At 54.7% G+C, this 23,318-nt stretch carries 20 protein-coding genes and 2 pseudogenes; 11 read left to right on the forward strand and 11 right to left on the reverse strand.

Features of this window, described 5'->3' with window-relative positions; translation table 11 throughout:
- Window positions 1-4 precede the first annotated feature (4 nt).
- From ACR3E2_RS10260 to trpS, 5 genes are all read left to right on the forward strand, one after another.
- Entirely contained in the window at window positions 5-670 is a 666-nt protein-coding gene (locus ACR3E2_RS10260) for a TRAP transporter small permease (protein WP_480483848.1), read from the forward strand.
- Window positions 670-2,028: a TRAP transporter large permease gene (locus tag ACR3E2_RS10265; RefSeq protein ID WP_480483849.1), complete on the forward strand. Its 1,359-nt coding sequence runs from the start codon at window positions 670-672 to the stop codon at window positions 2,026-2,028. The genes ACR3E2_RS10260 and ACR3E2_RS10265 overlap by 1 nt, the downstream gene beginning before the upstream one ends.
- Window positions 2,029-2,039: 11 nt before the next feature.
- Window positions 2,040-2,819: an IclR family transcriptional regulator gene (locus ACR3E2_RS10270; protein ID WP_480483850.1), complete on the forward strand. Its 780-nt coding sequence runs from the start codon at window positions 2,040-2,042 to the stop codon at window positions 2,817-2,819.
- 333 nt (window positions 2,820-3,152) lie between these two features.
- On the forward strand, window positions 3,153-3,785 hold the full coding sequence (locus ACR3E2_RS10275) for a tyrosine-type recombinase/integrase (RefSeq protein WP_480483851.1): 633 nt from the start codon (window positions 3,153-3,155) through the stop codon (window positions 3,783-3,785).
- A gap of 288 nt (window positions 3,786-4,073) precedes the next feature.
- The gene (gene trpS, locus ACR3E2_RS10280; protein WP_480483852.1) at window positions 4,074-5,075 is read left to right on the forward strand and encodes a tryptophan--tRNA ligase; all 1,002 of its coding nucleotides are present in this window, start codon (window positions 4,074-4,076) and stop codon (window positions 5,073-5,075) included.
- Window positions 5,076-5,346: 271 nt separating this feature from the next.
- Here the strand turns inward: trpS and ACR3E2_RS10285 are convergent, their stop codons facing one another.
- Window positions 5,347-6,363: a GlxA family transcriptional regulator gene (locus ACR3E2_RS10285; RefSeq protein ID WP_480474842.1), complete on the reverse strand. Its 1,017-nt coding sequence runs from the start codon at window positions 6,361-6,363 to the stop codon at window positions 5,347-5,349.
- 117 nt (window positions 6,364-6,480) lie between these two features.
- Between ACR3E2_RS10285 and ACR3E2_RS10290 the strand changes: the two genes are divergently transcribed.
- Both ACR3E2_RS10290 and ACR3E2_RS10295 read left to right on the forward strand, forming a co-directional pair.
- Window positions 6,481-7,560: a class I SAM-dependent methyltransferase gene (locus tag ACR3E2_RS10290; RefSeq protein ID WP_480483853.1), complete on the forward strand. Its 1,080-nt coding sequence runs from the start codon at window positions 6,481-6,483 to the stop codon at window positions 7,558-7,560.
- A 24-nt stretch (window positions 7,561-7,584) separates the two neighbouring features.
- Entirely contained in the window at window positions 7,585-8,805 is a 1,221-nt protein-coding gene (locus ACR3E2_RS10295; protein ID WP_480483854.1) for a flavin-containing monooxygenase, read from the forward strand.
- A gap of 257 nt (window positions 8,806-9,062) precedes the next feature.
- Here the strand turns inward: ACR3E2_RS10295 and ACR3E2_RS10300 are convergent.
- The 3 genes and pseudogenes from ACR3E2_RS10300 to ACR3E2_RS10310 all read right to left on the reverse strand — a co-directional run bounded on the left by ACR3E2_RS10300 (window position 9,063) and on the right by ACR3E2_RS10310 (window position 11,353).
- A pseudogene (locus ACR3E2_RS10300) lies at window positions 9,063-10,450 on the reverse strand (IS3 family transposase).
- Window positions 10,451-10,806: 356 nt separating this feature from the next.
- Entirely contained in the window at window positions 10,807-11,025 is a 219-nt protein-coding gene (locus ACR3E2_RS10305) for a GDCCVxC domain-containing (seleno)protein (protein ID WP_237217120.1), read from the reverse strand.
- Between the two features lie 4 nt (window positions 11,026-11,029).
- Window positions 11,030-11,353 carry a hypothetical protein gene (locus ACR3E2_RS10310; RefSeq protein WP_170499188.1) on the reverse strand — a complete coding sequence of 108 codons (324 nt, stop codon included), beginning with the start codon at window positions 11,351-11,353 and terminating at the stop codon, window positions 11,030-11,032.
- Window positions 11,354-11,451: 98 nt separating this feature from the next.
- On the opposite strand from ACR3E2_RS10310, the gene ACR3E2_RS10315 reads away from it, so the two are divergent.
- The 3 genes from ACR3E2_RS10315 to ACR3E2_RS10325 all read left to right on the forward strand — a co-directional run bounded on the left by ACR3E2_RS10315 (window position 11,452) and on the right by ACR3E2_RS10325 (window position 13,637).
- Complete coding sequence (locus ACR3E2_RS10315; RefSeq protein ID WP_480484946.1) at window positions 11,452-11,841, forward strand: MerR family transcriptional regulator; 390 nt, start codon at window positions 11,452-11,454, stop codon at window positions 11,839-11,841.
- Window positions 11,842-12,344: 503 nt separating this feature from the next.
- Window positions 12,345-12,551: a cold-shock protein gene (locus ACR3E2_RS10320; protein WP_170430361.1), complete on the forward strand. Its 207-nt coding sequence runs from the start codon at window positions 12,345-12,347 to the stop codon at window positions 12,549-12,551.
- Between the two features lie 72 nt (window positions 12,552-12,623).
- The gene (locus ACR3E2_RS10325; protein ID WP_480484945.1) at window positions 12,624-13,637 is read left to right on the forward strand and encodes a fatty acid desaturase; all 1,014 of its coding nucleotides are present in this window, start codon (window positions 12,624-12,626) and stop codon (window positions 13,635-13,637) included.
- Here ACR3E2_RS10325 and ACR3E2_RS10330 read toward each other — a convergent pair.
- The 4 genes and pseudogenes from ACR3E2_RS10330 to ACR3E2_RS10345 all read right to left on the reverse strand — a co-directional run bounded on the left by ACR3E2_RS10330 (window position 13,629) and on the right by ACR3E2_RS10345 (window position 17,760).
- Window positions 13,629-13,877 (reverse strand): ParB N-terminal domain-containing protein, encoded by a 249-nt coding sequence (locus ACR3E2_RS10330; protein ID WP_480484944.1) that lies wholly within the window; start codon window positions 13,875-13,877, stop codon window positions 13,629-13,631. The two genes, ACR3E2_RS10325 and ACR3E2_RS10330, sit on opposite strands and share 9 nt — an antisense overlap.
- Window positions 13,878-13,950: 73 nt before the next feature.
- Window positions 13,951-14,640 (reverse strand): hypothetical protein, encoded by a 690-nt coding sequence (locus ACR3E2_RS10335; protein WP_480484943.1) that lies wholly within the window; start codon window positions 14,638-14,640, stop codon window positions 13,951-13,953.
- Window positions 14,641-14,906: 266 nt separating this feature from the next.
- Window positions 14,907-15,611 (reverse strand): hypothetical protein, encoded by a 705-nt coding sequence (locus ACR3E2_RS10340; RefSeq protein WP_480484942.1) that lies wholly within the window; start codon window positions 15,609-15,611, stop codon window positions 14,907-14,909.
- Window positions 15,612-16,418: 807 nt separating this feature from the next.
- Window positions 16,419-17,760, reverse strand: a pseudogene (locus ACR3E2_RS10345) (IS3 family transposase).
- A 367-nt stretch (window positions 17,761-18,127) separates the two neighbouring features.
- Here ACR3E2_RS10345 and ACR3E2_RS10350 point away from each other — a divergent pair.
- On the forward strand, window positions 18,128-19,087 hold the full coding sequence (locus tag ACR3E2_RS10350; protein ID WP_480484919.1) for an IS481 family transposase: 960 nt from the start codon (window positions 18,128-18,130) through the stop codon (window positions 19,085-19,087).
- Window positions 19,088-19,116: 29 nt separating this feature from the next.
- On the opposite strand, the gene ACR3E2_RS10355 is transcribed toward ACR3E2_RS10350, so the two are convergent.
- Genes ACR3E2_RS10355 through ACR3E2_RS10365 form a run of 3 tightly spaced genes read right to left on the reverse strand, consistent with a single transcriptional unit; the run spans window position 19,117 to window position 23,202 of the window.
- Window positions 19,117-20,538, reverse strand: coding sequence for an FGGY family carbohydrate kinase (locus tag ACR3E2_RS10355; protein WP_480484920.1), 1,422 nt, complete (start codon window positions 20,536-20,538; stop codon window positions 19,117-19,119).
- Window positions 20,535-21,785 carry an NAD(P)/FAD-dependent oxidoreductase gene (locus ACR3E2_RS10360; RefSeq protein ID WP_480484921.1) on the reverse strand — a complete coding sequence of 417 codons (1,251 nt, stop codon included), beginning with the start codon at window positions 21,783-21,785 and terminating at the stop codon, window positions 20,535-20,537. Before ACR3E2_RS10360 ends, ACR3E2_RS10355 begins: the two co-directional genes overlap by 4 nt.
- The gene (locus ACR3E2_RS10365; RefSeq protein WP_480484922.1) at window positions 21,775-23,202 is read right to left on the reverse strand and encodes an FAD-dependent oxidoreductase; all 1,428 of its coding nucleotides are present in this window, start codon (window positions 23,200-23,202) and stop codon (window positions 21,775-21,777) included. The genes ACR3E2_RS10360 and ACR3E2_RS10365 overlap by 11 nt, the downstream gene beginning before the upstream one ends.
- Window positions 23,203-23,318 lie beyond the last annotated feature (116 nt).

Consider the following 23,318-nt stretch of genomic DNA (forward strand, 5'->3'; position numbering starts at 1 on the left):
GTACATGTCGTTTTGGGCAGACATAGGCGCAATTTTCAGCGCCTTTCTCAGCCAGGATTCGTTCGAGATTCAATCCGCACTGGAATCCAACGCAACCTGGGTGTTAGGCGCGATTGTCTCGGCCCTGGGCGGGTTCGTCATCATGCTGATCTATCGGGCCGTGCCCTTCATCGAACGGCATCTGGAACGATCGGTGATGGTGTACTCCTACCTTGCCATTGCCTTGATCATCTTTTGGGGCGTGATCGACCGGTTCGTATTCAACGATCAAGAGCCCTGGTCGACTACTATTCCACCGCTGCTGTTCATGGTGATGGCGTGGTTCGGGGCCTCGTACAACGTCCGTCTACGCACACATCTGAGCTTTAGCGAATTCCGCTCTGCCATGCCGCGCGGCGGGCAATTGGCCTGCCTGATCCTTGACGCCGTGCTGTGGTTCATATTCGCAGTGATCGTCATCGTGACCACGTCCAGGCTGGTCGCCCTATCGGCATCGAACTTTCAGATCGTTCTGGGGACCGACAACATCATGCAGTGGTGGTTCCTTCTGGCCGCACCACTGTCGTTCTTTCTGATGGTCGGGCGGGTGTTTCAAAACCTCGCCGACGATCTGCACAACTGGAAAACAGGTGAGCCGCTGATCAAGCAGGCAGTGATCGGAGCAGACTGATGACAGATGGAACCATGGTCACACTGATCTCGCTTGGGGTCACTTTTCTGTTCATGTTGGGCGTGCCGGTCCTGTTGGTGATCGGCTATTGGGTCATAGGCTGTTCATTTGTCCTTGGTCTGACGCTGGACAACATGGGCGCCGAGTTGCTGAACGTGTTCAACAAGGGTTTTGCCCTACTGGCAATGCCCCTGTTCATCCTGACCGGAGACCTTATCAACAAATCGGGCATTGCGCGGCGTCTAAGCGATTTTGCCTATGCCTGTCTGGGCTGGATACGCGGCGGGTTGGCGATGGCCTCGCTTGGCGCCTGCGGGTTATTCGCAGCAATCTCGGGATCCAACTCGGCGACGACAGCCACAATTGGTTCGATGTTACATCCTGAGATGGTGAAAGGCGGCTATGACGAACGATTCAGCGCGGCCACAGCGGCGGCGGGCGGCACGGTGGGCATCATCATTCCTCCGTCGATCATCTTTATCGTCTACGGGTTTCTTATGAACCTGCCGATTTCCGAACTGTTCGTTGCGGGCATCCTTCCTGGCGCACTGATGGTCTTTGGCATGCAGTTCGCGTGCTGGATCATTTGCCGCCTTAATGGTTGGGGGCATCTGATCCCGCTACAGCTGAACCGAGTGTTGAAAACCGCCTTTGGCGCATGGCTTGGGTTCTTCGCCATCGGACTGGTGCTTTGGGGCATCTACACGGGCAAATTCTCTCCGACCGAAGCAGCGGGCGTGACAGTTGGCTTCTGCGTGATCGCAGGATTGGTCAGCTATCCGATCAACCGGATCATGGGCGCGCGGAATGATATATCGCCAACCGAGAAGAGCTATGCCGAGATGTTCGTAGTCGAAGGGTTTACGATCCCTGAGATCCCATCGATCGTTATCCGTTCGGCCCAGATCACCGGAATTCTTGCACCGCTGATCGCGATTTCGGTGGTGATGCAGCAGATCCTGTCATTGCTTGGCGCACAGCAGACCATTGGGGATTTCGTGACCTCAATGGGTGGGTACCATGCGGTGCTGTTCACCTCGATGGTGATCGTCTTCTTCTCGGGCATGGTGCTGGAAAGCCTGCCTGTGACGATCATCCTGGCCCCGATCCTTGCCCCGATAGCGGCGTCAGTCGGAATTGATCCGATCCATTTCTCGGTGATCTTCCTTGTTGGGGCATCTATCGGGTTCATCACTCCGCCATATGGCTTAAACCTTTATGTGGCTTCAGGCGTGACCGGCGTGCCCTATTTCCGGCTGCTGCGGTACACTGTGCCCTATCTGGTCGCATTGCTGTCAGTGTGGGTTTTGGTGTCGCTAGTACCCGATCTGGCCTTGATCCTGCTGCCAAATAACTAGACTGTTACGGAATGGCCGCGACGGAAACAAAAGACAAAGAAACTCAGATACCGACCAACTTGCGCCTTCTTCTCATCCTTGAGGAGGTGGCGCGACGCGGGGTCGCCGTCAAACCGTCAGACCTGATCGAGTCACTGGGCCTGGCCAAGCCAACCATCCACCGCCTGTTGCAAACCGCAGAAGCCGAGGGCTTCCTGCAGCGCGATCTGGATGGGCGTTCATACGGCCCTGGACACCGACTGCGATTGCTTTCAGTTAATACGATGTCTTCCGAGCACCTGCGTACGGCGCGTCTGGCGATCTTGCGCAGCGTCGCCGAGCAGGTTGGTGAAACCTGCAATCTCGCCATTCCAGACCGCGAGGGGATGATCTATCTGGACCGGGTGGAAACGAAGTGGCCACTGCGGATTCAGCTTCCGGTTGGTACTCAGGTACCCTTCCATTGTACGGCCAGCGGCAAGATGTACCTGTCCACACTGCGGCAAAAAACGCTGGACGGTTTTCTTTCAGCGGGAAATCTACAACCACAGACGGAGCGCTCGCTGACTGATCCCAAGTCGCTGCGAGCGGAGATCCAACGTATCTCTGAGAATAGTTATTCCACCGATGACGAGGAATTCATGACCGGAATGACTGCCTTAGCTGTACCCGTTCAGGATGGGCAAGGCCGATTGGTAGGCACGCTTTCGGTTCATGCGCCGACACAACGTCATGACGTCAACAGTCTGATGTCGTTTCTGGGAATACTGCAAAAAGGGGCGGATGAGCTTTCGGCTCTTTTGACCGAGTGACTAGTACCGGAGATGACAGTCAAAACGTAAACTATTTTACCAACTGCGAATTCGGCAATCGACCGGTTTGGAGAATTCTGCACCTCAGTGAGTGAGAGTGTGATCAAAGTCCAGTGTGCGCCGTTCGTTCAGCGTTGTAGAGTCAACATTTTGCGCACTGCTGCCATTCCTGGCTGGTGCAGCATCTGCCGCTCTGGGCTCCGAACGGCCCAATGCATCCGCAGCGTTTCCCAAAGAACGCGCAACCGACAACGGCCATTCAAATCACAAGTAAATTGAGGCGTCAGCACGGTGCTGATGTCTGGGTTTGGCGGGAGGATTGGAGGGCGCACTATGCCAAGAGTCCAACTTCCTGCTGTCACCCCGAAACGAAGAGCCTGGAACAAGGGCCGGATCATCGGCCAGAAACGACCACTGTTGCCGAAACAGGTCTGGGCGATCCGCGCGCGGCTCGAACTGTCGGGCAACCTGCGCGATCTTGCGCTTTTCAACGTGGCTATCGACAGCAAACTACGAGGATGCGATCTGGTGAAACTGGCGGTTGCTGATCTGGTCAAGGATGACCGCGTGCGGGAGCGAGTTTCTGTGATCCAGAGTAAAACCAAGCGGCCCGTTCAATTCGAACTGACGGGAAACACGCGCGAAACTGTCCTGGCTTGGGTCAAGTCGCCCGAGATGTTTGCGTGCCGGTGCATGTTCCCGAGTCGGTTCCATGACCGCCCGCACATCTCGACGCGCCAGTACGGTCGGCTCGTCCGCGACTGGGTGACGGCGATTGGTTTAGAACCGAGCGGGTACGGCACCCATTCGCTTCGCAGGACAAAGGCGGCCGAAATTTACCGAAAGACCGGCAATCTTCGCGCAGTTCAGCTGCTACTTGGTCACACCAAAGTGGACAGCACCGTGCGCTACCTTGGCGTTGAGCTGGAAGATGCGTTGAGTATCGCCGAGCAAATCGACATTTGAACCACGTTGGCGGGCGGCACTTGCCGTTCGCCAATCCGAACCGGACCTGCGTTCGCGCCGCAGCAGCGGTTCGGATCGAGCCCCTGTCTACCATTTGATTGACGCGTGATCTAGCCGACGATAGGCAGAGTTCTATGGAAAACACTACGATAATCGCAACGACTTGGTGGCTGGCCTCCTAACAAGGTGGCCGGATGACCAAACGTATTCCGAGGCCGCCGCATGGGCGGCCTTTTGTTTTCCGAGCTTCCCGATGCGCTGCCTCTCTCGTTTCATGGGAAGACGCAAATGAACAGACCAACCATTCTGACAGGCGACCGCACGACGGGGCCGCTTCACATCGGGCACTATGCAGGCTCGCTTGCAAACCGACTGCGCTATCAGGACAGCCATGAACAATTCCTGCTGCTGGCGGATACCCAAGCCCTGACCGACAACGCCCATGACCCGGAGAAGGTGCGGCGCAGCGTGATGGAGGTCGCGCTGGACTATTTGGCCGTGGGCATTGATCCCTGTCGCACCACCATCTGCCTGCAATCGCATCTTCCGGCGTTGGCCGAGTTGTCGATGCTCTACCTGAACTTCGTCACGGTCGCGCGGCTGGAACGGAACCCGACGATCAAGGACGAAATTCGCGTGCGCGGGTTCGGACGGGATATTCCCGCCGGATTTCTGTGTTATCCGGCGGCACAGGCGGCGGACATCACAGCCTTCAAGGCGACGGTCGTGCCGGTCGGCGAGGATCAGGCCCCGCTGATCGAACAAACGAATGAGATCGTGCGGCGCATCAACGCAACCTCAGGCCGCGCCGTGTTGCCCGAGGCGCGGGCGATCATCCCCAGGGCGGGCCGGTTGCCCGGTATCGACGGCAAGACCAAGATGTCGAAATCCGGTGGCAACGCCATTGCGCTGTCCGCGTCGTCCGAGGAGATCCGAAATGCTGTCAGGGCGATGTTCACCGATCCGAACCACCTGCGTCTCGAAGACCCGGGCTGCATCGAGGGCAATGTTGTCTTTACCTATCTCGACGCCTTCGATCAGGACCAGGACGGGCTTGCCGAGCTCAAGGCACAATATCAGCGCGGCGGGCTTGGCGATGGCAAGATCAAGGCGCGTCTGGAAGCTATCCTTCAGGACCTCGTTGCACCAATTCGCGAGCGCAGGGCACAGCTCTCTGAGGACCGGAGATACGTTATTGACGTGATCAAAGAGGGCACGGAACGGGCGCGAGAGCGCACCGAGGCGACAAAGCGCGATGTGGTTAGTGCCTTGGGTCTGTTCCAGTTGTAGGCGGGCAGTGGCGGGCGATCCGGATGAAGGTCCGTTTCGTCCGCTCCTCGTGTGTCGACCAAAGCTGCGGCGAAAGAGAGATTTGGATTAGGCCGAATTTTGCGCCGATGAATGACCGCAAACGAGAAATCCTCTGCGATGCAACAAATGGCGTGTCGCGCCTGCGAGGGGTTTCTGCGTCAGCAAAAGCGGCGTGAGCAAAAGTCGGCTCCATCCGCAACTCGGAGTTTGCAAAGCACGATTTTGAAGGTCCGGTTTGGGTTGCCCTTGATCACTGATGGGATGGCAAGCGTTTCTTGCGGTATGCTGAAGCCGGCATACCCACATATCTTCGAAAGGCATTTCGGAAGCTTGATGGCTCGGTATATCCAACTTCAGCAGCTATTTCATCGATGGGCAAATCGGTCGTCTCAAGCATTTGCTTGGCTTCCTCTACCCTGAGAGTCTGAATGTACTCGACTGGCGTCTGCCCCGTGGCTTTGCGAAACCGCCGCAACAGACTACGCTCCGTCAAACCGCTTCGGGCGGCCATGGCGGTAACCGGGGTTGGCAGGGCATAGTTATCCGCGGCCCAAACCTGAGCATCTGCAACCAGAGCATCCTCGTGCTGTGCTCCCGCAGTCAAAGAAGCGTAGTGCAACTGTCCTTCAGTGTGAGGCTGGAGCAGATAAATCTTGGCGAGGCGTCGGGCCTCATCCTGGCCAGCAACTCGGCCGACCAGATACAGAACCAGATCACCCCACGCAGACGCTCCGCCTGCCGTCACGATCCGGTGCCCGTCACCCGCAGGTATCAGAATCCGTTCACGGCGCACGCGGACATCCGGGAATTTCCGGGCAATGACATCACAGAAACTCCAATGGCTGGTGGCATCAAGCCCATCCAGCAATCCTGCCGCCGCGAGTAAGAGCGCACCAGAACAAACAGAAGTTATGATCGCGCCGTCAGCATGCGCCTTGATAAGCCACGGGACCACAACCGCGAATTCATCTGGCAACGGTGCGTCAGGCGCAAGATGCAGGTCAGGAACGATTACCAAGTCAGGCTGACCAAATTCGGCCAGTGATCCGTCCGGCGTGATACGTCGTCCGTTGATGTCGACATAGGGTGCTCCATCTACCGACAACATCTGGGCGTCAAAAACCTTCGCCTTGGGACGGGCCCCATGCAGCATTTCCCAATCCCGGCCGACCGAAGCGAGCGCATCGAGAATACTGTAAGCCGTCGAGGTTCCGACGCAGGGCAAAGTCACAACCACTGTACGGCAGGGAGCTTTGAATGCTGGCATCGATATGTCCGATATTCACCGATTTGGTCATTTGCAGGCATATCACGACTCGCAAGCTTGCGGCAATACCGACGCAGAAACAGACGAGATGAACCCTAATAGTACCGGAGAAACCACATGAACGAACAAGCAGCAGTCACTTTTGATGAGGCCAAGGCAGAGCGCTTTGGTGAGCAGATGGTCGGCACATTAAATAGTGCCGCGCTCGCGCTGATGACGTCGATTGGTCACCGTACCCATCTATTTGACGCGCTCGCCGATTTACCTAACGCCACCTCCTCAACTCTGGCCGAGAAGGCTGGCTTGGCCGAGCGCTACGTACGCGAATGGTTGGCCGTGATGGTGACATCGGGCGTGGTCGAATACGCCCCCGGAGCTGGAACCTACACTCTTCCCCCTGAACACGCGCCGTTGCTTACCCATGCGGCAAAACCCGACAACATGGCTGTAACCTGCCAGTTCATTGGTGTCATGGCTTCGGTCGAGGAAGATATGGTCGCGCGGTTTCGAGATGGTGCGGGCACCCATTACCATGACTACTGCCGATTTCACGAAGTGATGGCAGAAGACAGCGCCCAGCTGGTGGTATCAGCCCTGATCGAGCACATCCTTCCTGTGGAACCTGGCCTGATCGAACGTCTTGAGCGCGGCATCGATGTTCTGGATGTAGGTTGCGGTGCGGGCCGCGCGATGATGGAACTGGCACAGGCCTTCCCCGCAAGCCGCTTTGTCGGGATCGATCTATGTGAGGACGCCTTTACTGAAACGCAAGTCTCAGCGGCACGCATGGGTCTGAAGAACCTAACGTTTCGTGCGCAGGACCTTTCCAAAATCAATTCTCTGGGAAGTTTCGATCTGATCACAGCGTTTGATGCGGTCCACGACCAGAAAGACCCGCAGGGACTATTGGACCTTGTCTACCGCTCGCTCGCCGAGGACGGATTGTTCCTGATGCAAGATATAGGCGGGTCCCGGAACCTGGAAACCAATATCCAAAATCCGTTTGCGCCCCTGCTTTACTCCCTGTCGCTGATGCACTGTACCCCAGTGTCGATTGGACAAGGCGGGCCAGGCCTCGGTGCAATGTGGGGCATTGAGACAGCACAGGAATATCTCGCCAATGCAGGCTTCGGTCAGGTCAAGACCCATCACCTGCCTCATGATCAACTCAACGCATACTTTTTCGCGCGCCGTTAAGCGCACTGTTTTTGGAGTTCTCAAATGAAAGTTCCTCATTCAACAACCGCCATCATTATCGGAGCCGGTCTTTCCGGGCTGGCTGCGGCCTTTGAGCTGCGCGCCCGGAATATCCCGTTCACCATTCTGGAAGCGTCCGACAGGGTGGCCGACCCGTGGCGCGCACGGCATCCGAAGTTGCGACTGAACATTCATCGCCATTTCGCCAGCCTCCCCGGACATCACGCACCTCGTAAAGCGGACACCTTTTTGCCCCGAGATGCTGTTGTCGACTACCTGAGCGAGTATGCGCGTCAGTTTGCTTCCGATATCCATTTCGAGACCCGTGTCCTGTCAATCCGCCGTGAAGACGACATCTGGCAGATCGAAACCAACAGGGGCACCTATTTCAGCGCCCACCTGATTGTCGCAACGGGGCGGGAGAAAGTGCCTGATATGCCCGTTTGGCCGGGCATGGAGGAGTTTGGCGGTCAAATCGTTCACGCCGCCGACTTTGGTGACCCCAGTGAATACGACGGGAAGAAAGTCCTTGTCATCGGGGCCGGCAACTCAGGCACAGATGTGTTGAATCATTTGTCGCGCAGCAATCCGGCCCAGGTCTGGGTATCGGTCAGGCATGGGCCATCGATCCTGCCATCGCGCGTCTTCGGCTTTTCGTTACAGCGGCTGGCCAACCTGTTCACGCTATTCCCCAAATGGTCACTCGATCCGATCTTTTCGATCATGCAGCGTGCCTTCTTTGGAAACTTGCGCCGTTATGGCCTGCGCCGCCATGTCATGGGCGGTGGTTCCCGGATGCTGAAAGACGGAGTTACCTTCGCTCTGGATGATGGATTCGTTTCTGCGCTGAAATCTGGTCAGTTTACGGCCGTCAGCGAAACCGTCGGCTTTTCGCCCCACGCCGTTGAACTGGCCAGCGGTCGAAAGCTCCACCCCGACGTGGTGATCTGCGCCACTGGATATGGAGCAGATCTGGATGAACTCTTCGGGCACATGGGTGCGTTGGACAACAAGGGTTATCCACTACATCCAATGGGTCAGGAAGATCCTCAAAATCCCGGTCTTTGGTTCACTGGGTACGGATTGTTGTTTCAGGGATTTTTCCACGCAGCAGGCATAAGCGCAAGTCGTATTGCAAACCAAATCGAAGCGTGTGCCAATGCGTCGTCCCAAGCTCAATCATCAGGGTATCTGTCACAAGGAGCAAATCAAGGCGTTCAGTCTTTGGAAGGAGCGGTGCGATGAACTTTTCAAACTCCGCACTGATGTTGTCGCCGCCAAGGGGTTGGCGGCTGCATATCACGAACGCTTACCGACTCTTCAGACACTTACTGCGCCGGAAACGGAAGTATTGCTGCATGGATGAATTGCCTAGCCATCTGTTGCGGGACGTAGGTCTTGAGCGCCTCATTGATGTGAAACCTGATACTGTCCGTCATCGAATGATTTGGAACACGAGCGTTTGATTGGCTTAGGAGGATCAGGCTCGCCGCAGTTTCAATCTACGCCGCGTTCTGATGATGCAGCAAGCGGCGTTTCTGGATTGTCTGGTGTTTGATTTCCTTTCTGCGTCTGAGGATTGTTTCGGCTCGACCGAAATAGACATCGGCGGGTGTCAGATTGCTGATGCTCTCGTGGTATCGGTTGTGGTTGTAGTGATTGATGAAGTCGCCGATGGCCTGTTCGAGCGCTCCTGGCAGATAGTAGTTTTCCAGCAGGACACGGTTCTTCATCGTCTGATGCCATCGCTCAATCTTGCCCTGGGTCTGCGGATGGTTGGGCGCTCCCGAACATGATCCATACCCTGCTCATCCAGCCATTTCGCCAACTCGCCAGAGATGTAACTGCTGCCGTTGTCGCTGAGCAGCCGGGGCTTGTGGGCAACGGTGACACTGTCACAACCTGATGCAGCCAAAGCGTCTTCCAGCGTTCCTGTGACATCGTCAGCTTTCATCGTGGTGCAAAGGCGCCAAGAGACAACGTAACGGCTGTAATCATCCAGGATCGTAGACAGGTAGAACCAGCCCCAACCGATGACTTTGAGATAGGTGAAGTCGGTCTGCCAAAGCTGGTTCGGCCGCACAGTCTTCTCATGGAATTCATCCGCCGCTTTGATGGTGATGCAGGCTGGGCTAGTGATCAGATCTTGTGCCTTCAGAAGCCTGTAAACACTGGCCTCAGAAACGAAGTAGCGCCTGGTGTCGGTGAACCGCACCGCAAGCTCGCGGGGCGATAACTCGGGTTCTTCCAGAGCCAGTTCCACGATCTGCTTGCGCACCTTGTCGGGGATGCGGTTCCAAACCCTACCTGGCCGGGAATGGCGATCCTCAAGCCCGGCCTCGCCGAAAGACAGATACCTGTCGTACCAGCGGTAGAAGGTCGTTCTGGGAATGCCGAGCTTTTCCAGTGTGCGTTTGATCGGCAGGTGCGAACCGTCAACCAGCCGGATGATCTCAAGCTTTTCGGATGTTGCCCTCTCATCGCTGCAAGCAGCGACTGTTGGGTGACAGATATCTCATTCGTCGTCTCCCCCATCCTCGAACATGCTTTTTTTGAGCAGCCGGTTCTCAAGGGTCAGGTCGGCGACTACCTCTTTCAGCGCCGACGATTCCGCTCTCAAATCCTTCACCTCAGAGCTGGTAGCCTGGCGTGCGGTATCGCCAGCCAACCGCTTCTTACCGGCCTCAAGGAACTCTTTCGACCAGCTGTAATACAGGCTCGTAGCTATTCCTTCACGGCGACACAGCTCCGCTATGCTGTCTTCACCACGAAGCCCATCCAACACAATACGGATCTTCTCCTCTGCCGAATGCTGGCGCCGTGTCTTCCTGCGGATGTCTTTGACAACTCTCTCTGCTGACGCTTTCTGTTTCCCGGATTTCATTCTCATCTCCACTCTCTGATGGTTACGATGAGCCTGAAATCCTCCGCTACGCAATCAACCTAGTCTGTTCCATGGGTGCTGATGGCGGACACCTGATACTAGGTTCCAGCACCGTCTGATGTAGCACCGTTCGAGTGCCCGCTTTGGGCTGCCTTCAGTCGTAGACACGGGAGGTAGCGGAGGTCGACTACGAGCCCAACCTGTACCCTGGGTTTTATTGCTGCATGCGCTTGCAGCAGCAAAACGCTGCGATTGCCGAATATCTAGTGCCGCCAAGCAGCGGAAAAACCGGTCACTCATGCAAATTGCAGCGATGCTCGCGGCGGCAGTTCACAGTTTGCTCAACAAAGCCGTCCTTCACTTCATCCGCAACAGCTATCGCCTAGCTGAATTGGTGGACACGGGACCGTCGCATATGAACAGTAAACACAACAGTCGCCTTCCAACGGCTTCAAAACTGTTTTGCACGACTTGCATTCATAGAACCACTGGCAAGCATCCGTTGGCATTTGCTCGGTTTCACTGTGGCCGCACTTCGGGCAAATCAGGGTGCTTTCTAGGACTACAGTTTGTTTTGTCATAGTCTCACATCTGCATGATCAGGTAATCGTTAATCCGTGCCTCGTTAAACACAACGACCCAAGCCACGCCGGTGATTAGAGTTGTTCCTGCAAGCCGCCATTTCAACGTCGGTAAGGAACCGCGCCGATAAGATACCAGCCACGATATCGCGACGAGTGCCGTTGAAATCGTCAGCACATAGTAACTCGCTGCCGCAACCTTCCCAAAGATTGCCAACCAACTGCCGCCCAGCCCCAGTAACATCATCATCATGGGCAAAACGCAGCAAGTCGCGACGCCAAGCGCTGATAGCGATCCCAAATAGCTGAGGCTAAGGTACTTCTGCATTCTGTTTCCCTGATGGACTACGTCGCGCGGAGTTGTAGAGACAACAACCTCTCGTATAACTTCTGTAGCCACTACAGGATCAAGACAGGAAATCTCACATGTTTGCGATTGGGGAGGCATCCCGGCAAAGCGGTGTCGGAATTGAAACTATCCGCTACTACGAACGCGAAGGGATCGTGCCGAAACCAGAAAGGGCATCGAATAATCGACGCATGTACTCTGCGCACGATGTGGGACGGCTTCGTTTTCTAAGGAAGTGCCGAGACTTGGGTTTTTCGCTTGCCGATGCAATGGTGCTTCTCAACCTGTCCGAAGGTGATAGCGAGGATTGCCAATCCGTTAAGGAACTGGCCGAGCTTCATATCTCCAATGTGCGTATGAAGATAATCGAACTTAAGCGATTGGAGGCCGCCCTGAATGAACTTACGGCCAACTGTAACATCGGGAACGTTTTTTGCCCGATGATTGCGCAGATACGGACCTACTAATGGCACTTTGAGGCTCGCAGTCGCCCTATGCCAACGCAGCATGACCCAAGATTCGGGCCGCGCAGAATCTACCGTTCGTTAGAGAAGTCAACTCGTTGATTTAGCAATGTTTCCATCAATCAATGAACATTTTTGCCTCGCCGCGGTGTTCTTGAAGCACACTGCGATTTCGGACAGTGAGCCCTACCTACCGTGCCTGAGCAATCAATTTGCTGCATACGCACTCGGCAGGTTTTATCAGAAGCCGACCTCTGATTTCCGAATCGCAGAGCAATGGTTCTGCTTATCCTTGTCCTAAATTGGGCTAGGCAGACTCAGATCTTCTGTTGCTTTCTATTGTATCAAGGCTTGTATCGTGCGTACTCGAAGTCCATATACACAAGGCTAACGTTTTTCTTTTTCGACCTGCTGTCTCCCAAATTCGGCGCTCAGTCTTTCGATTCAGACCGACCACGCCGAGTCGCCGCAATAATGCGGGCGGCAAGTATTAGGAGACTTCCACCATGGCAAATGGCACAGTAAAATGGTTCAACTCGACCAAAGGTTTTGGCTTTATCGAGCCTGAAGATGGCAAGCGCGATGTGTTCGTGCATATCTCAGCACTTGAACGTTCCGGCATCAGCGAATTGAAAGACGGCCAGAAGGTCACTTTTGACGTCGAAGCTGGCCGTGACGGACGCGACAGCGCCGCCAATCTGGCACTGGCCTGACCTTTTACGGGCACCCTTATGGGGTGCCCGTTTGCACAATGGGCTGCTAAAAGCCCTTGGAGAAAAAGTCAGTTGCAACCTAAAGACTGGACGCGGGTGCTCGCGCAATACCGTGTTGCCGATGCAAAGCGCAGTATTTATGAAATTGCGATCACCGTTGTCCCCTTATTCGCGCTATGGGCTCTAGCGTGGATGGCTTTATATTTTAGTGTCTGGATCGCTGTTCTACTGGCCGTCCTGAATGCCGCATTTCTGGTCCGTATCTTCATCATTATGCATGATTGCGGTCATGGATCTTTCTTTAGAAGTCGCACTGTTTGCAATTGGACCGGCCGGGTTCTGGGTGTTCTTGCCCTGACACCCTATGACGTCTGGCGGCAAAGCCATGCGATTCACCACGCTTCAACCGGTAACCTTGATCGGCGTGGTATGGGTGACATTCCTACATTGACCATTGAGGAATACCTGAAACGGAATTGGTTCGGGCGTGCCGCTTACAGGTTAATCCGGAACCCCTTCTTCCTGTTCTGTATCGTACCGGTGTACACGTTCTTTTTTCAAAATCGCTTGCCCTTTGGTTTCATGCGGTCAGGCTGGCTGTATTGGGCAAGTGCGATGGGAACAAACGCTGCAATTGCAGGGGTATTGGCCCTAGTTTTTTGGGCCGGAGGCATTGAGGTTTTAGCGTATGTTTTCCTACCAACCATGATTGTCGCATCATCGATTGGTATTTGGCTTTTCTATATTCAACACCAGTTTGAACACACGACCTGGGAACGGGAAGAGGGGTGGAACCTTCAGAACGCCGCATTCTATGGAAGTTCTCACTATGCCCTGCCAGGCATCCTGCGGTGGTTCTCTGCCAATATCGGTGTACACCATGTTCACCACCTTGCCAGCCGCATACCGTTTTATCGGCTAAACGAGGTTTTGCGTGACCATTCCGAGTTGGAAAATTGCCAGCGTATTACTCTATATGAGAGCCTTCATTGCGCACGATTGCATCTTTGGGATGAAGAAAGTCAGCGCCTGCTGACGTTTTCTCAGGCTTTGTCGAACGCCAATCCCAACAAGAGTCTAGTGTAATCGGGCGCGCACCAAAAAGGCTTCGACAGTATCACCGCCGAGGGCGCGAATGGCCTCTAGTCGGTGAAGGCCTTCAATCAGCACGAACCGCTTGTTGTCCGCACGTATCTGGATCGGCGTCTTCTGGCCATTCTTCAGGATATCTTCGGCCAGTGCCAGAACCTTTTGTTGATCAAGTGTTTTGGCCCGTTTCACAGGTACATAGATCAGGTCGAGCGGATATGGTTTTTTCTCCAACATAAGCTACGTGTGCGCCTTTCTTGCGTTTATTCCGGTTCGAAGTTCGCTTCAAAGGCAGGCGCTGGAACGTGCGTCATAGAACCGAACGAACAGCATCGCGCAGCTCCTGATGCATGATCCAAGTCGCTGGTTCATCGTCACTTTTGACGTGAGAAAACGCCAATACCTGAGCGGCGCCATCATTCTGTGCCGATCCGGCTTCGGGAAGCTCGAGTTCCAGATATTCTGCAATCGATAGCCCGATTTTCTTGAAGACCTTGACGGACGCCTCGCGCGATTTGTAACCAGCTGCCTTGGTTAACTGACCAATGCTCAGTCCTTCCTTGCCTGCGATTGTAAGTGCTTTGAGCATGGTGACCTGCGCAGTGGAGAGCCTGATCTGACGCAATGCTTCGACATATTCTCCTTCACTGGGAATGAAGTTGCCGGAGTTCGCCTCCAAACGACGTCGAGCGCTGCGTTTCCTGTCTCGTTCTTCGAGAATTTCTTTTAAGGCTTCAATGGCCAATGACGGTGTTTCGCCAACTGCATCAGCAATCAAACCTTGCGTTTTCGCTGGTGGCTTGGGGAATGCGCGCGCAACGCTGTTACCGCTCAGAATGCCAGCCTTAATCAAGTACTTTCCAAATTCTACTTCGATCACTTCTGATACGTCGGCGTTCCGCGTCTTGCGAACACTGCGGTCCTGAAATGCTCTTTGTTCCAGACCACGCACTGACATCTTTGAGTCAGAAAGGGTCACTTGAGGGGCATTTTTACGCATCAAAGAAACACCACTACAATTACCGCTGCAACAAACACTGCTAACGCCATAGATATCTTAATCCCGTGGGACCGGCGACGCGCCTTTTCGGCTTTGATCCTTTTGCCAAGATTTTCGTCAATCGAGTTATGGTTCACGGCTTGGTCCTTCCGGATTTGTCAGGCGATATTGATTTCCACGAACCTATTTTCGTGGAATATTTTCGGCGCACTTATCGTTCTGTCGTGTGAACGGCCGATTGCATTCCCAACCATCACCTCTTCGATTCAAATGAGCGTTTGAAGGAACAAGGATCGCATCGCACCTGTCCCGGTTTGCGCGAAAACCACGTTCGCATTTCCATCCAGAGTAGGAATCTGGTTCAAGATACGCATGCTGTGGAACAGCCACAGGCTCACAGCCGCTCTCCGCTGCGTTGTAACCTCTGAGGCATACCCACCCATCCGAGCTTTTTTATCGCTCAGACGACCGTTTTTTGGGACTTCTATTGCAACACAATCCTGGTTCTCCTTACGAAATCCCCAGTTGCAGTGTATTTCCTGTGCGCCAAACCTGGTTTCGACGTATCCATTTTGAGGTGCGATCAGTTCTTCGCATTTTTCTTCGACACGCTGGAACAGCCGATTGCACTCCCACTGATCTCCGGTTGACGCAAGATAGGCATTTTCAGGAACTCTTATTTCCTCACAGAGATCTCCGACATTCTGAAAACCGTGATTGCATTCCCAGCCACTGCCATAGGAGCTACCTGTCAAATATGCGTTTTCTGGTAAGTCTGTTCTTTGGCACGATCCATTCTTGTTTTCGAAACCTTCGTCACAAACTGATCCATCGGCATTGCCTGCGACTTGGGCAGGAAGCTTTGTTCCTGAGAGCGACACCAAAAGTGCTGGGATCAAACAAAGAATGCAGCGCGTAAACACGATGAATGACTGATTGAAGCGGAGCCTGAGACCTGATCTATCGGCCATCAAGCACGCAATTTATGAGCCATGTGTTGTTCATACGGCGCTTTCTTTCATGGGTCACGCGATGGCTGGCGCATGTCAGGTGACAGTTGCGAATGCATGTGAGGAACGAGCTCATAGCGAAGACCCCAGCGAAACCCGTTCCTATGCTGGGGCATATGCTACAGTTATTCTGAAGGCCATTGGATCATCGAAGCCGGCAGCATCGCGGCGACGAGTAACTTTCACCAATGCACTTTTGTGGTCCTTAGCCAGAATAGAGTCAAGGAAGTTTCCCTTGTCGCAATGCAAGTACCGCCAGGGCAGGTAGTTTTTGAAACTGCCGGTGACCAAGATCCTTGGTGAACTACCGAAAGAAATTGTCTGGCCTGAGTGCGGCGAAAGAGGAGTATGTGATCAAGGCTTCCCCGTAACTAGGAATGACTGGCCTGATGACATTGGCTGCAACGCAGCGATTTTCGCGCCGCTTCTGCACAAGTGCTCGCGGCGTGATCAAATGGCCGCTCGGTCCCGCACCCTGTAAATTGCGCCTGAGCCGAGAAAACTGTGCTGCGAGCGTACGCAACAAGATTTTGACACTTCCGCTCAGGGCACGCTACGTCCCACTCCTGCGTAAAAGAACTAGAACTGCTATGGATTGGCGACCGACAGCGCCGCTCGCCAAACTGTTTCAGATATCTATACGCTCTGCAATTCTTAGCGCGTCTTCCAATTCAACGCCCAGGTATCGCACGGTGTGTCCGTCATCGAATGATTTGGAACACGAGCGTTTGATTGGCTTAGGAGGATCAGGCTCGCCGCAGTTTCAATCTACGCCGCGTTCTGATGATGCAGCAAGCGGCGTTTCTGGATTGTCTGGTGTTTGATTTCCTTTCTGCGTCTGAGGATTGTTTCGGCTCGACCGAAATAGACATCGGCGGGTGTCAGATTGCTGATGCTCTCGTGGTATCGGTTGTGGTTGTAGTGATTGATGAAGTCGCCGATGGCCTGTTCGAGCGCTCCTGGCAGATAGTAGTTTTCCAGCAGGACACGGTTCTTCATCGTCTGATGCCATCGCTCAATCTTGCCCTGGGTCTGCGGATGGTTGGGCGCTCCCGAACATGATCCATACCCTGCTCATCCAGCCATTTCGCCAACTCGCCAGAGATGTAACTGCTGCCGTTGTCGCTGAGCAGCCGGGGCTTGTGGGCAACGGTGACACTGTCACAACCTGATGCAGCCAAAGCGTCTTCCAGCGTTCCTGTGACATCGTCAGCTTTCATCGTGGTGCAAAGGCGCCAAGAGACAACGTAACGGCTGTAATCATCCAGGATCGTAGACAGGTAGAACCAGCCCCAACCGATGACTTTGAGATAGGTGAAGTCGGTCTGCCAAAGCTGGTTCGGCCGCACAGTCTTCTCATGGAATTCATCCGCCGCTTTGATGGTGATGCAGGCTGGGCTAGTGATCAGATCTTGTGCCTTCAGAAGCCTGTAAACACTGGCCTCAGAAACGAAGTAGCGCCTGGTGTCGGTGAACCGCACCGCAAGCTCGCGGGGCGATAACTCGGGTTCTTCCAGAGCCAGTTCCACGATCTGCTTGCGCACCTTGTCGGGGATGCGGTTCCAAACCCTACCTGGCCGGGAATGGCGATCCTCAAGCCCGGCCTCGCCGAAAGACAGATACCTGTCGTACCAGCGGTAGAAGGTCGTTCTGGGAATGCCGAGCTTTCCAGTGTGCGTTTGATCGGCAGGTGCGAACCGTCAACCAGCCGGATGATCTCAAGCTTTCGGATGCGGGATATCTCATTCGTCGTCTCCCCATCCTCGAACATGCTTTTTGAGCAGCCGGTTCTCAAGGGTCAGGTCGGCGACTACCTCAGCGCCGACGATTCCGCTCTCAAATCCTTCACCTCAGAGCTGGTAGCCTGGCGTGCGGTATCGCCAGCCAACCGCTTCTTACCGGCCTCAAGGAACTCTTTCGACCAGCTGTAATACAGGCTCGTAGCTATTCCTTCACGGCGACACAGCTCCGCTATGCTGTCTTCACCACGAAGCCCATCCAACACAATACGGATCTTCTCCTCTGCCGAATGCTGGCGCCGTGTCTTCCTGCGGATGTCTTTGACAACTCTCTCTGCTGACGCTTTCTGTTTCCCGGATTTCATTCTCATCTCCACTCTCTGATGGTTACGATGAGCCTGAAATCCTCCGCTACGCAATCAACCTAGTCTGTTCCATGGGTGCTGATGGCGGACAACGCGGCTGTGCCAAGACAAATGAAAGGCCCAATATTCATCCCCGAGCATTCGCTGAACTGCCTAAGGGCTGGTAGGGTACGGGCATGATTGCGATGATTTTTACGGTCTCGCTTGCTAAAAACAGTGGTTGTCTCGGATGCCGCGCATGGAAGTGCTTGTTCGACACATGACATCATGGCTCCGGCAAAACTTTGGACAGCGCAGCTGTCAGCTTGACAACTAGGTGTTTGATCCCACGGTTTGATGGTGTGATCCTTTCGTTTGAATGGAAGGAAGCACTATGGGACAAATTCGTCATGGCAGCGCCTCGACCACGCACGCCATCAGAGCTCACATACAGCGATCGCAAGCTTCGATCACGGAGCTGAGCCGGGAACTGGGGATCAATCCCAAGACCGTAGCCAAATGGCGGAAGCGCAAAACGGTTGAGGATCAGAAGACCGGGCCGAAGGAACCACGCTCGACCGTTCTCAGCGAAGAAGAGGAAGCCATGGTTGTTACGTTCCGGCGGCATACTCTGTTGCCTCTGGATGACTGTCTCCATGCTTTGCAGTCGTCAATTCCACACCTCACACGGTCTTCTCTGCATCGCTGTTTGCAACGTCACGGGATATCACGCCTTCCAGACATGAGTGGAGACAAGCCCAAACGGCAGAAGTTCAAGAGATATCCCATCGGCTATTTCCACATCGATATCGCTGAAGTCAGAACCGAGGAGGGCAAGCTCTATCTCTTTGTAGCCATTGACCGGACCAGCAAGTTCGCAGTCGCGCAGCTTTTCGAAAAGGCCAATCGCCAGACAGCCTGGGAGTTTCTGGAGCACCTTCTTGAAGCCGTGCCGTACAAAATTCACACGATCCTGACAGACAATGGCATCCAGTTCGCAGAGCAGCCCCGGAACCGCGACAGCGTCACATTCCGCAAGATGCGTTTTGACCTAATTTGCGAGGCCAACGACATCGAACATCGTCTGACCAAACCGAACCATCCTTGGACCAATGGACAGGTGGAGCGCATGAACCGCACCATCAAAGACGCGACCGTAAAGCGGTATCACTACGATAGCCACGACCAACTGCGCAGCCATCTCAGCGACTTCCTGCAAGCCTACAACTTCGCGCGTCGGCTCAAAACTCTGAGCGGTCTCACTCCCTACGAATGCATCTGCAAAATCTGGACATCAAAACCAGTTCGTTTCATTCTAAATCCGATCCACCAGATGCCGGGACTGAACACCTAGCATGAAGTTGAAATACGTTCTTTGCCAAATCACTCCCTTCCCCATTCCTGCGCGAGGGCAATCGCTTTGGCGAAGGTATTTTGGTGGTTTTGAGTTCTGTCGGGGTTGATTTGGCGGTTTAGTTGCGCCGGGACGTTTTGTATGCCGATGACCTCACCGGCAAGACATGCGGTGCCCAGCGCGGTCACTTCGGCATTCTTCTGAAGGCGCAGGGATTGCTGGAATGCATTTACCAAAACGTGACAAAAATAGGGATTGGCCGTCAAACCCCCATCGATTGAAAACATGCTGCGGGCAGCCGTGGTTTCTGTCATTGCGCGCATCACCTCAGCGGCGCGAAAGGCGATTCCTTCCAGCAAGGCTTGCATCAAATCCTTGGGCCCATCGTCAAGCCCAAGCCCAAGCCATGTTCCACGTGCACGCCTGTTCCAATGGGGGCAGCCAAGCCCGGCAAGTGCCGGAACAAAGGCAAGGCCACGGGAAATGGCACTTGGTTTATCGAAGGCGTTGATTTCGTCGAATTGGTTGAACAATCCCAATCCGCGGGCCCAATTAACGGCGGCTCCAGCCGCAAAGACGCCGCCATCAACGGCATAATTTACCGCTTGCCCTTGTTTGCGCCAGGCAATGGTCGGCAATAGGCCTTTGCTGTGTTCCCGACAGATTGTGTCGCCGGTTAACATCAGCGCAAAAGCACCGGTGCCAAAAGTCACTTTTCCTTTGCCCGGCAGGCGACAGCCAGCGCCGTAAAGCGCCGCCTGTTGATCCACGATCAACGCGGTCAGAGGGGTCGTGGTTTCGCTGCCTTGGATCTGTCCAAAATCACCGGTATTCGAAACAATCTTGGGCAAAGTATCGATCGGGACGCCAAAAAGCGCGCAAAGATCCGGATCCCAATCGCAGGTCTCAAGATTCATCAATGCGGTGCGGGAGGCCGTCGAAACATCGGTGATGCAACGCCCGGCCAGACGATCAACGAAAAATGCATCACTCGTTCCCAACCGCAAGCTACCACGCCTATGGGCCTTTTGCGCCTTTGGTTCGTTTTCAAGGATCCAGCCCAGTTTGCTTGCCGAGAAATAACTATCAAGCGGCAATCCGGATCTGGAAAGTGTAAGGTCTTGGGCGCCGTCGGCCTTCAGCCGGGCCACCACATCATTCGTCCGTTCATCCTGCCAGACAATGACGGGGCTTAGGGCCTCTTTGGTGATGGCATCCCAAGCAAGGCAGCTTTCCCCCTGATTGTCGATCCCGACCGCGTCCAGTGGCCCGGCCGCGTCAAGACAAGCTTGAATATTCCGGATCAACTCTTCCGGATCATGTTCAACCCAGCCAGGTTTTGGCAATATCTGACGATGCCCAATCGCCTTGGCAATATGGGTTTTTCCTGTGCTGTCGTGAACCAGAATGCGGGTGCTTGTAGTGCCCTGATCAATCGCGCCTATTCTCAATCCTGTTCCTCCAGCCCGATAGTGATGCTTGTGGTCGCGCCATGCGCCAGAAGGGGGGCAATCGGCACGAGAATCCGGCGCTCGGGCACGGAATTTATGGATCGCGACCAGATGGTTTTGCCATCCGCCGAAATCACAAGCCGCCCACGCGCGGGGCGGTTCAGGCGAAGTTGTAGATTGGGCATATGCGCCCCGAGACAAGCTGTGGACAGGTGCTGAGGCAGAACATAGCGTATTGCCGGGCTCGTGATCCGAATTGGCGTTTGGCGCCGGGGCTCGGCCCTGTCCGGTTGCCCAAGCGCCTGAACAATAATCCGCGCGGCTTGCCGTCCCTCTTCAGCGCACCATCCATGGGTTTCAATGGGTCTAAGCAGATTGCCCGCACATAAATAGCTGGGATCAGAGGTCGTCATGAATTGATCGATCAAGGGCCCGCCCGTTTTCGGGTCAATCGCAAGATGGCCATTGCGCATCAAGCTTGCTTCGGGGCGGAACCGGCCTGTGCAAATGACACCATCGGCATCCAAAACCTTTTTACGGCCATCGGCGCGCTCGATTTCTATGCCCTCGACACGGTTTTTGCCCAAAATCCGCGTCAATTTGGTCTGGGACAGAATGGGAACACCCAAGACAGCAGGCAAAAGGCGGCTGAATGCCCGCGCTGTGATTCGCGGGTTTTCCTCGATCATCGCGACGGGCTGAATGCCCGCATGTCGGCAGGTCAGCAATGCAGAAAAAGACACAAGCTCGGTCCCCAGAATCGCGGGTTTTTTGAAGGGGACAAGACCTTCAATATAGCTGAAAGCCTGAAGCGCGCCGGTGGTGATAACCCCTTGGGGGCGGCTTCCTGAAATGAACCGCTGAGGGCGGCTTGCTTCACGCGCGCCCGTACACAGAACAACGCGCCGCGCTGTGATCGTTGCGGTTCCTGCATGGCTGCTTAGCTCGAGCGTGCCGCCCGGGTGAAGCGCGGTCACGGTTGTGCCGGTGCGCAGATCGACCCCTTTACGTTCGGCATCTTCGACTTTGCACCGCGCATAATCAGGGCCCTTCAGAAGGCGGTTATATTCGGTGATCCCGAACGGATAATGGCCACAATGGCGGGGAATACCCCCGGCCTCGGCCTCGCGTTCAAGGACGATCACCCGCTCGACACCAAGATGCCGCAATTCAGCCGCCAGTGTCAAACCGGCGGGGCCGCCCCCCACGATTGCAACATCACACAGCTCTTTACGCTCAACGGTCATGGGGATTTTGGCCTTCTACGCATATAGGAACATCAAGCACATCACCTGTGGCCGCCGCAACTGCGGCCATGCAATAGAAGCCTTGGCAAGTTCCCATGCATACACGGGTCCGGCGCTTCAATCCGGCAAAGCTGCGAGGGGCCAAAGGGCCAGCAAGGGCGTTTTGGATATCGCGATGGGTTACTTTTTCGCAATGGCAAATGATCCCGCCATTACCGGGCCGTTGCCAATCCCGCTGATGATAATCGGACAAATGTTGCAAGGCGATTTTTTCAGGCATAGAAACCGGTGGGTTTGCAAAATGTTGTGCGCCCAAAGCGTCACCATGGGTTTTGATAATATGTTCCGCCAGCCCCAGTGCCGCACTCAGACCGGTCGAGCGGATGCCGCCAATATTGACATAGCCCATATCAGGCCGCGCGATGATACGATATTCCTTACGTTCCGTCGCGGGACGGATGCCCGCATAGACACTTGTCACTTCGCTATCGGCCAAAGCTGGCAGGATATCAATCGCCTGCGCCCGCAAGCTAAGAAGCGTCTCTCGTTCGACCGAGGCATCCTCGCGGCTGTCTTGTTCTTCGGCTGTTGGCCCCACAAGGATATTGCCAAAAATCGTGCGGCACAGAACAACCCCCTTGGTCCGGTCATTCGGCACCTGAAGAATGATCGAGCGCAAATGACGCGCGGCAGCCTTGTCGAAAATGACAAACTGGCCTTTGCGGGGTTTGATCTTGAACGTCGCCGTGCCCAAAATCCTTTCTTCGACGATATCGCCATATAAACCGGCGGCATTCACCACCGCTTTCGCCTTGATGCACCCGCGCAAGGTATTCAGCGACCATATGTCATTGTCGCGCCTTGCCGACATGATTTCGGCGCCTGGAATAAATGATGCACCATGGGCCAAGGCTTGCGTCAGATAAGCATAAGGGGTTGTCCAAGGGTCTATTATATGCTCGCCAGGTACCTCGAACCCGGCGATGACCCGATCGGATAAGGCCGGTTCGCGCGCCAAAATATCGTTGCGATCGATCCATGCTGCATCATCGACACCGTTTTCATGGGCTTGTTGCAAAAGACCAGATAATTTTTCGGCCTCTTGATCGCTCCAGGCCAAAACCATCGCGCCGGTTTCATGCAGGGGAAGGCCAAGATCTTCACGTATCGTCAGATAAATCTCGCGCCCCCGGGCAACACATTGCTGTTCGAGCGATCCAACCGGCGCGTCAAAACCCGTATGCAAAATGGCGCTATTGCCCTTCGAGGCCCCGTCCAAAGGGTCCATAGCTTTTTCAAGGACAGCCACGCGCGCCCCTTCCAAAGCCAAGCCACGGGCAATCGCCGCCCCGATAATGCCCGCCCCTATGATGGCAATATCAAAACAGTCCTCGGGCATTTCTTCACGCTTAAGCATTCGCACTACCGTTGCGGTGAACCCAGAAATTACTTGTTTCGGTCATATTTTTCGGTATATTTCGAGTCAATAACACGTATTCGGTCAACTTACTACCGTTTTGCAGAAGGGGGCGA

This window comes from Ruegeria sp. AL7 (assembly GCF_056536105.1).

What these genes read in the sequence shown, in the direction of transcription:
- trpS (WP_480483852.1), top strand. Translation starts at nt 4,074, where the DNA reads ATGAACAGACCAACCATTCTGACAGGCGACCGCACGACGGGGCCGCTT.
- ACR3E2_RS10335 (WP_480484943.1), bottom strand. Translation starts at nt 14,640, where the DNA reads ATGCGTAAAAATGCCCCTCAAGTGACCCTTTCTGACTCAAAGATGTCA.
- ACR3E2_RS10295 (WP_480483854.1), top strand. Translation starts at nt 7,585, where the DNA reads ATGAAAGTTCCTCATTCAACAACCGCCATCATTATCGGAGCCGGTCTT.
- ACR3E2_RS10360 (WP_480484921.1), bottom strand. Translation starts at nt 21,785, where the DNA reads ATGACCGTTGAGCGTAAAGAGCTGTGTGATGTTGCAATCGTGGGGGGC.
- ACR3E2_RS10290 (WP_480483853.1), top strand. Translation starts at nt 6,481, where the DNA reads ATGAACGAACAAGCAGCAGTCACTTTTGATGAGGCCAAGGCAGAGCGC.
- ACR3E2_RS10260 (WP_480483848.1), top strand. Translation starts at nt 5, where the DNA reads ATGTCGTTTTGGGCAGACATAGGCGCAATTTTCAGCGCCTTTCTCAGC.
- ACR3E2_RS10365 (WP_480484922.1), bottom strand. Translation starts at nt 23,202, where the DNA reads ATGCTTAAGCGTGAAGAAATGCCCGAGGACTGTTTTGATATTGCCATC.
- ACR3E2_RS10315 (WP_480484946.1), top strand. Translation starts at nt 11,452, where the DNA reads ATGTTTGCGATTGGGGAGGCATCCCGGCAAAGCGGTGTCGGAATTGAA.
- ACR3E2_RS10270 (WP_480483850.1), top strand. Translation starts at nt 2,040, where the DNA reads ATGGCCGCGACGGAAACAAAAGACAAAGAAACTCAGATACCGACCAAC.
- ACR3E2_RS10310 (WP_170499188.1), bottom strand. Translation starts at nt 11,353, where the DNA reads ATGCAGAAGTACCTTAGCCTCAGCTATTTGGGATCGCTATCAGCGCTT.
- ACR3E2_RS10350 (WP_480484919.1), top strand. Translation starts at nt 18,128, where the DNA reads ATGGGACAAATTCGTCATGGCAGCGCCTCGACCACGCACGCCATCAGA.
- ACR3E2_RS10320 (WP_170430361.1), top strand. Translation starts at nt 12,345, where the DNA reads ATGGCAAATGGCACAGTAAAATGGTTCAACTCGACCAAAGGTTTTGGC.
- ACR3E2_RS10305 (WP_237217120.1), bottom strand. Translation starts at nt 11,025, where the DNA reads ATGACAAAACAAACTGTAGTCCTAGAAAGCACCCTGATTTGCCCGAAG.
- ACR3E2_RS10275 (WP_480483851.1), top strand. Translation starts at nt 3,153, where the DNA reads ATGCCAAGAGTCCAACTTCCTGCTGTCACCCCGAAACGAAGAGCCTGG.
- ACR3E2_RS10340 (WP_480484942.1), bottom strand. Translation starts at nt 15,611, where the DNA reads ATGGCCGATAGATCAGGTCTCAGGCTCCGCTTCAATCAGTCATTCATC.
- ACR3E2_RS10285 (WP_480474842.1), bottom strand. Translation starts at nt 6,363, where the DNA reads ATGCCAGCATTCAAAGCTCCCTGCCGTACAGTGGTTGTGACTTTGCCC.
- ACR3E2_RS10330 (WP_480484944.1), bottom strand. Translation starts at nt 13,877, where the DNA reads ATGTTGGAGAAAAAACCATATCCGCTCGACCTGATCTATGTACCTGTG.
- ACR3E2_RS10265 (WP_480483849.1), top strand. Translation starts at nt 670, where the DNA reads ATGACAGATGGAACCATGGTCACACTGATCTCGCTTGGGGTCACTTTT.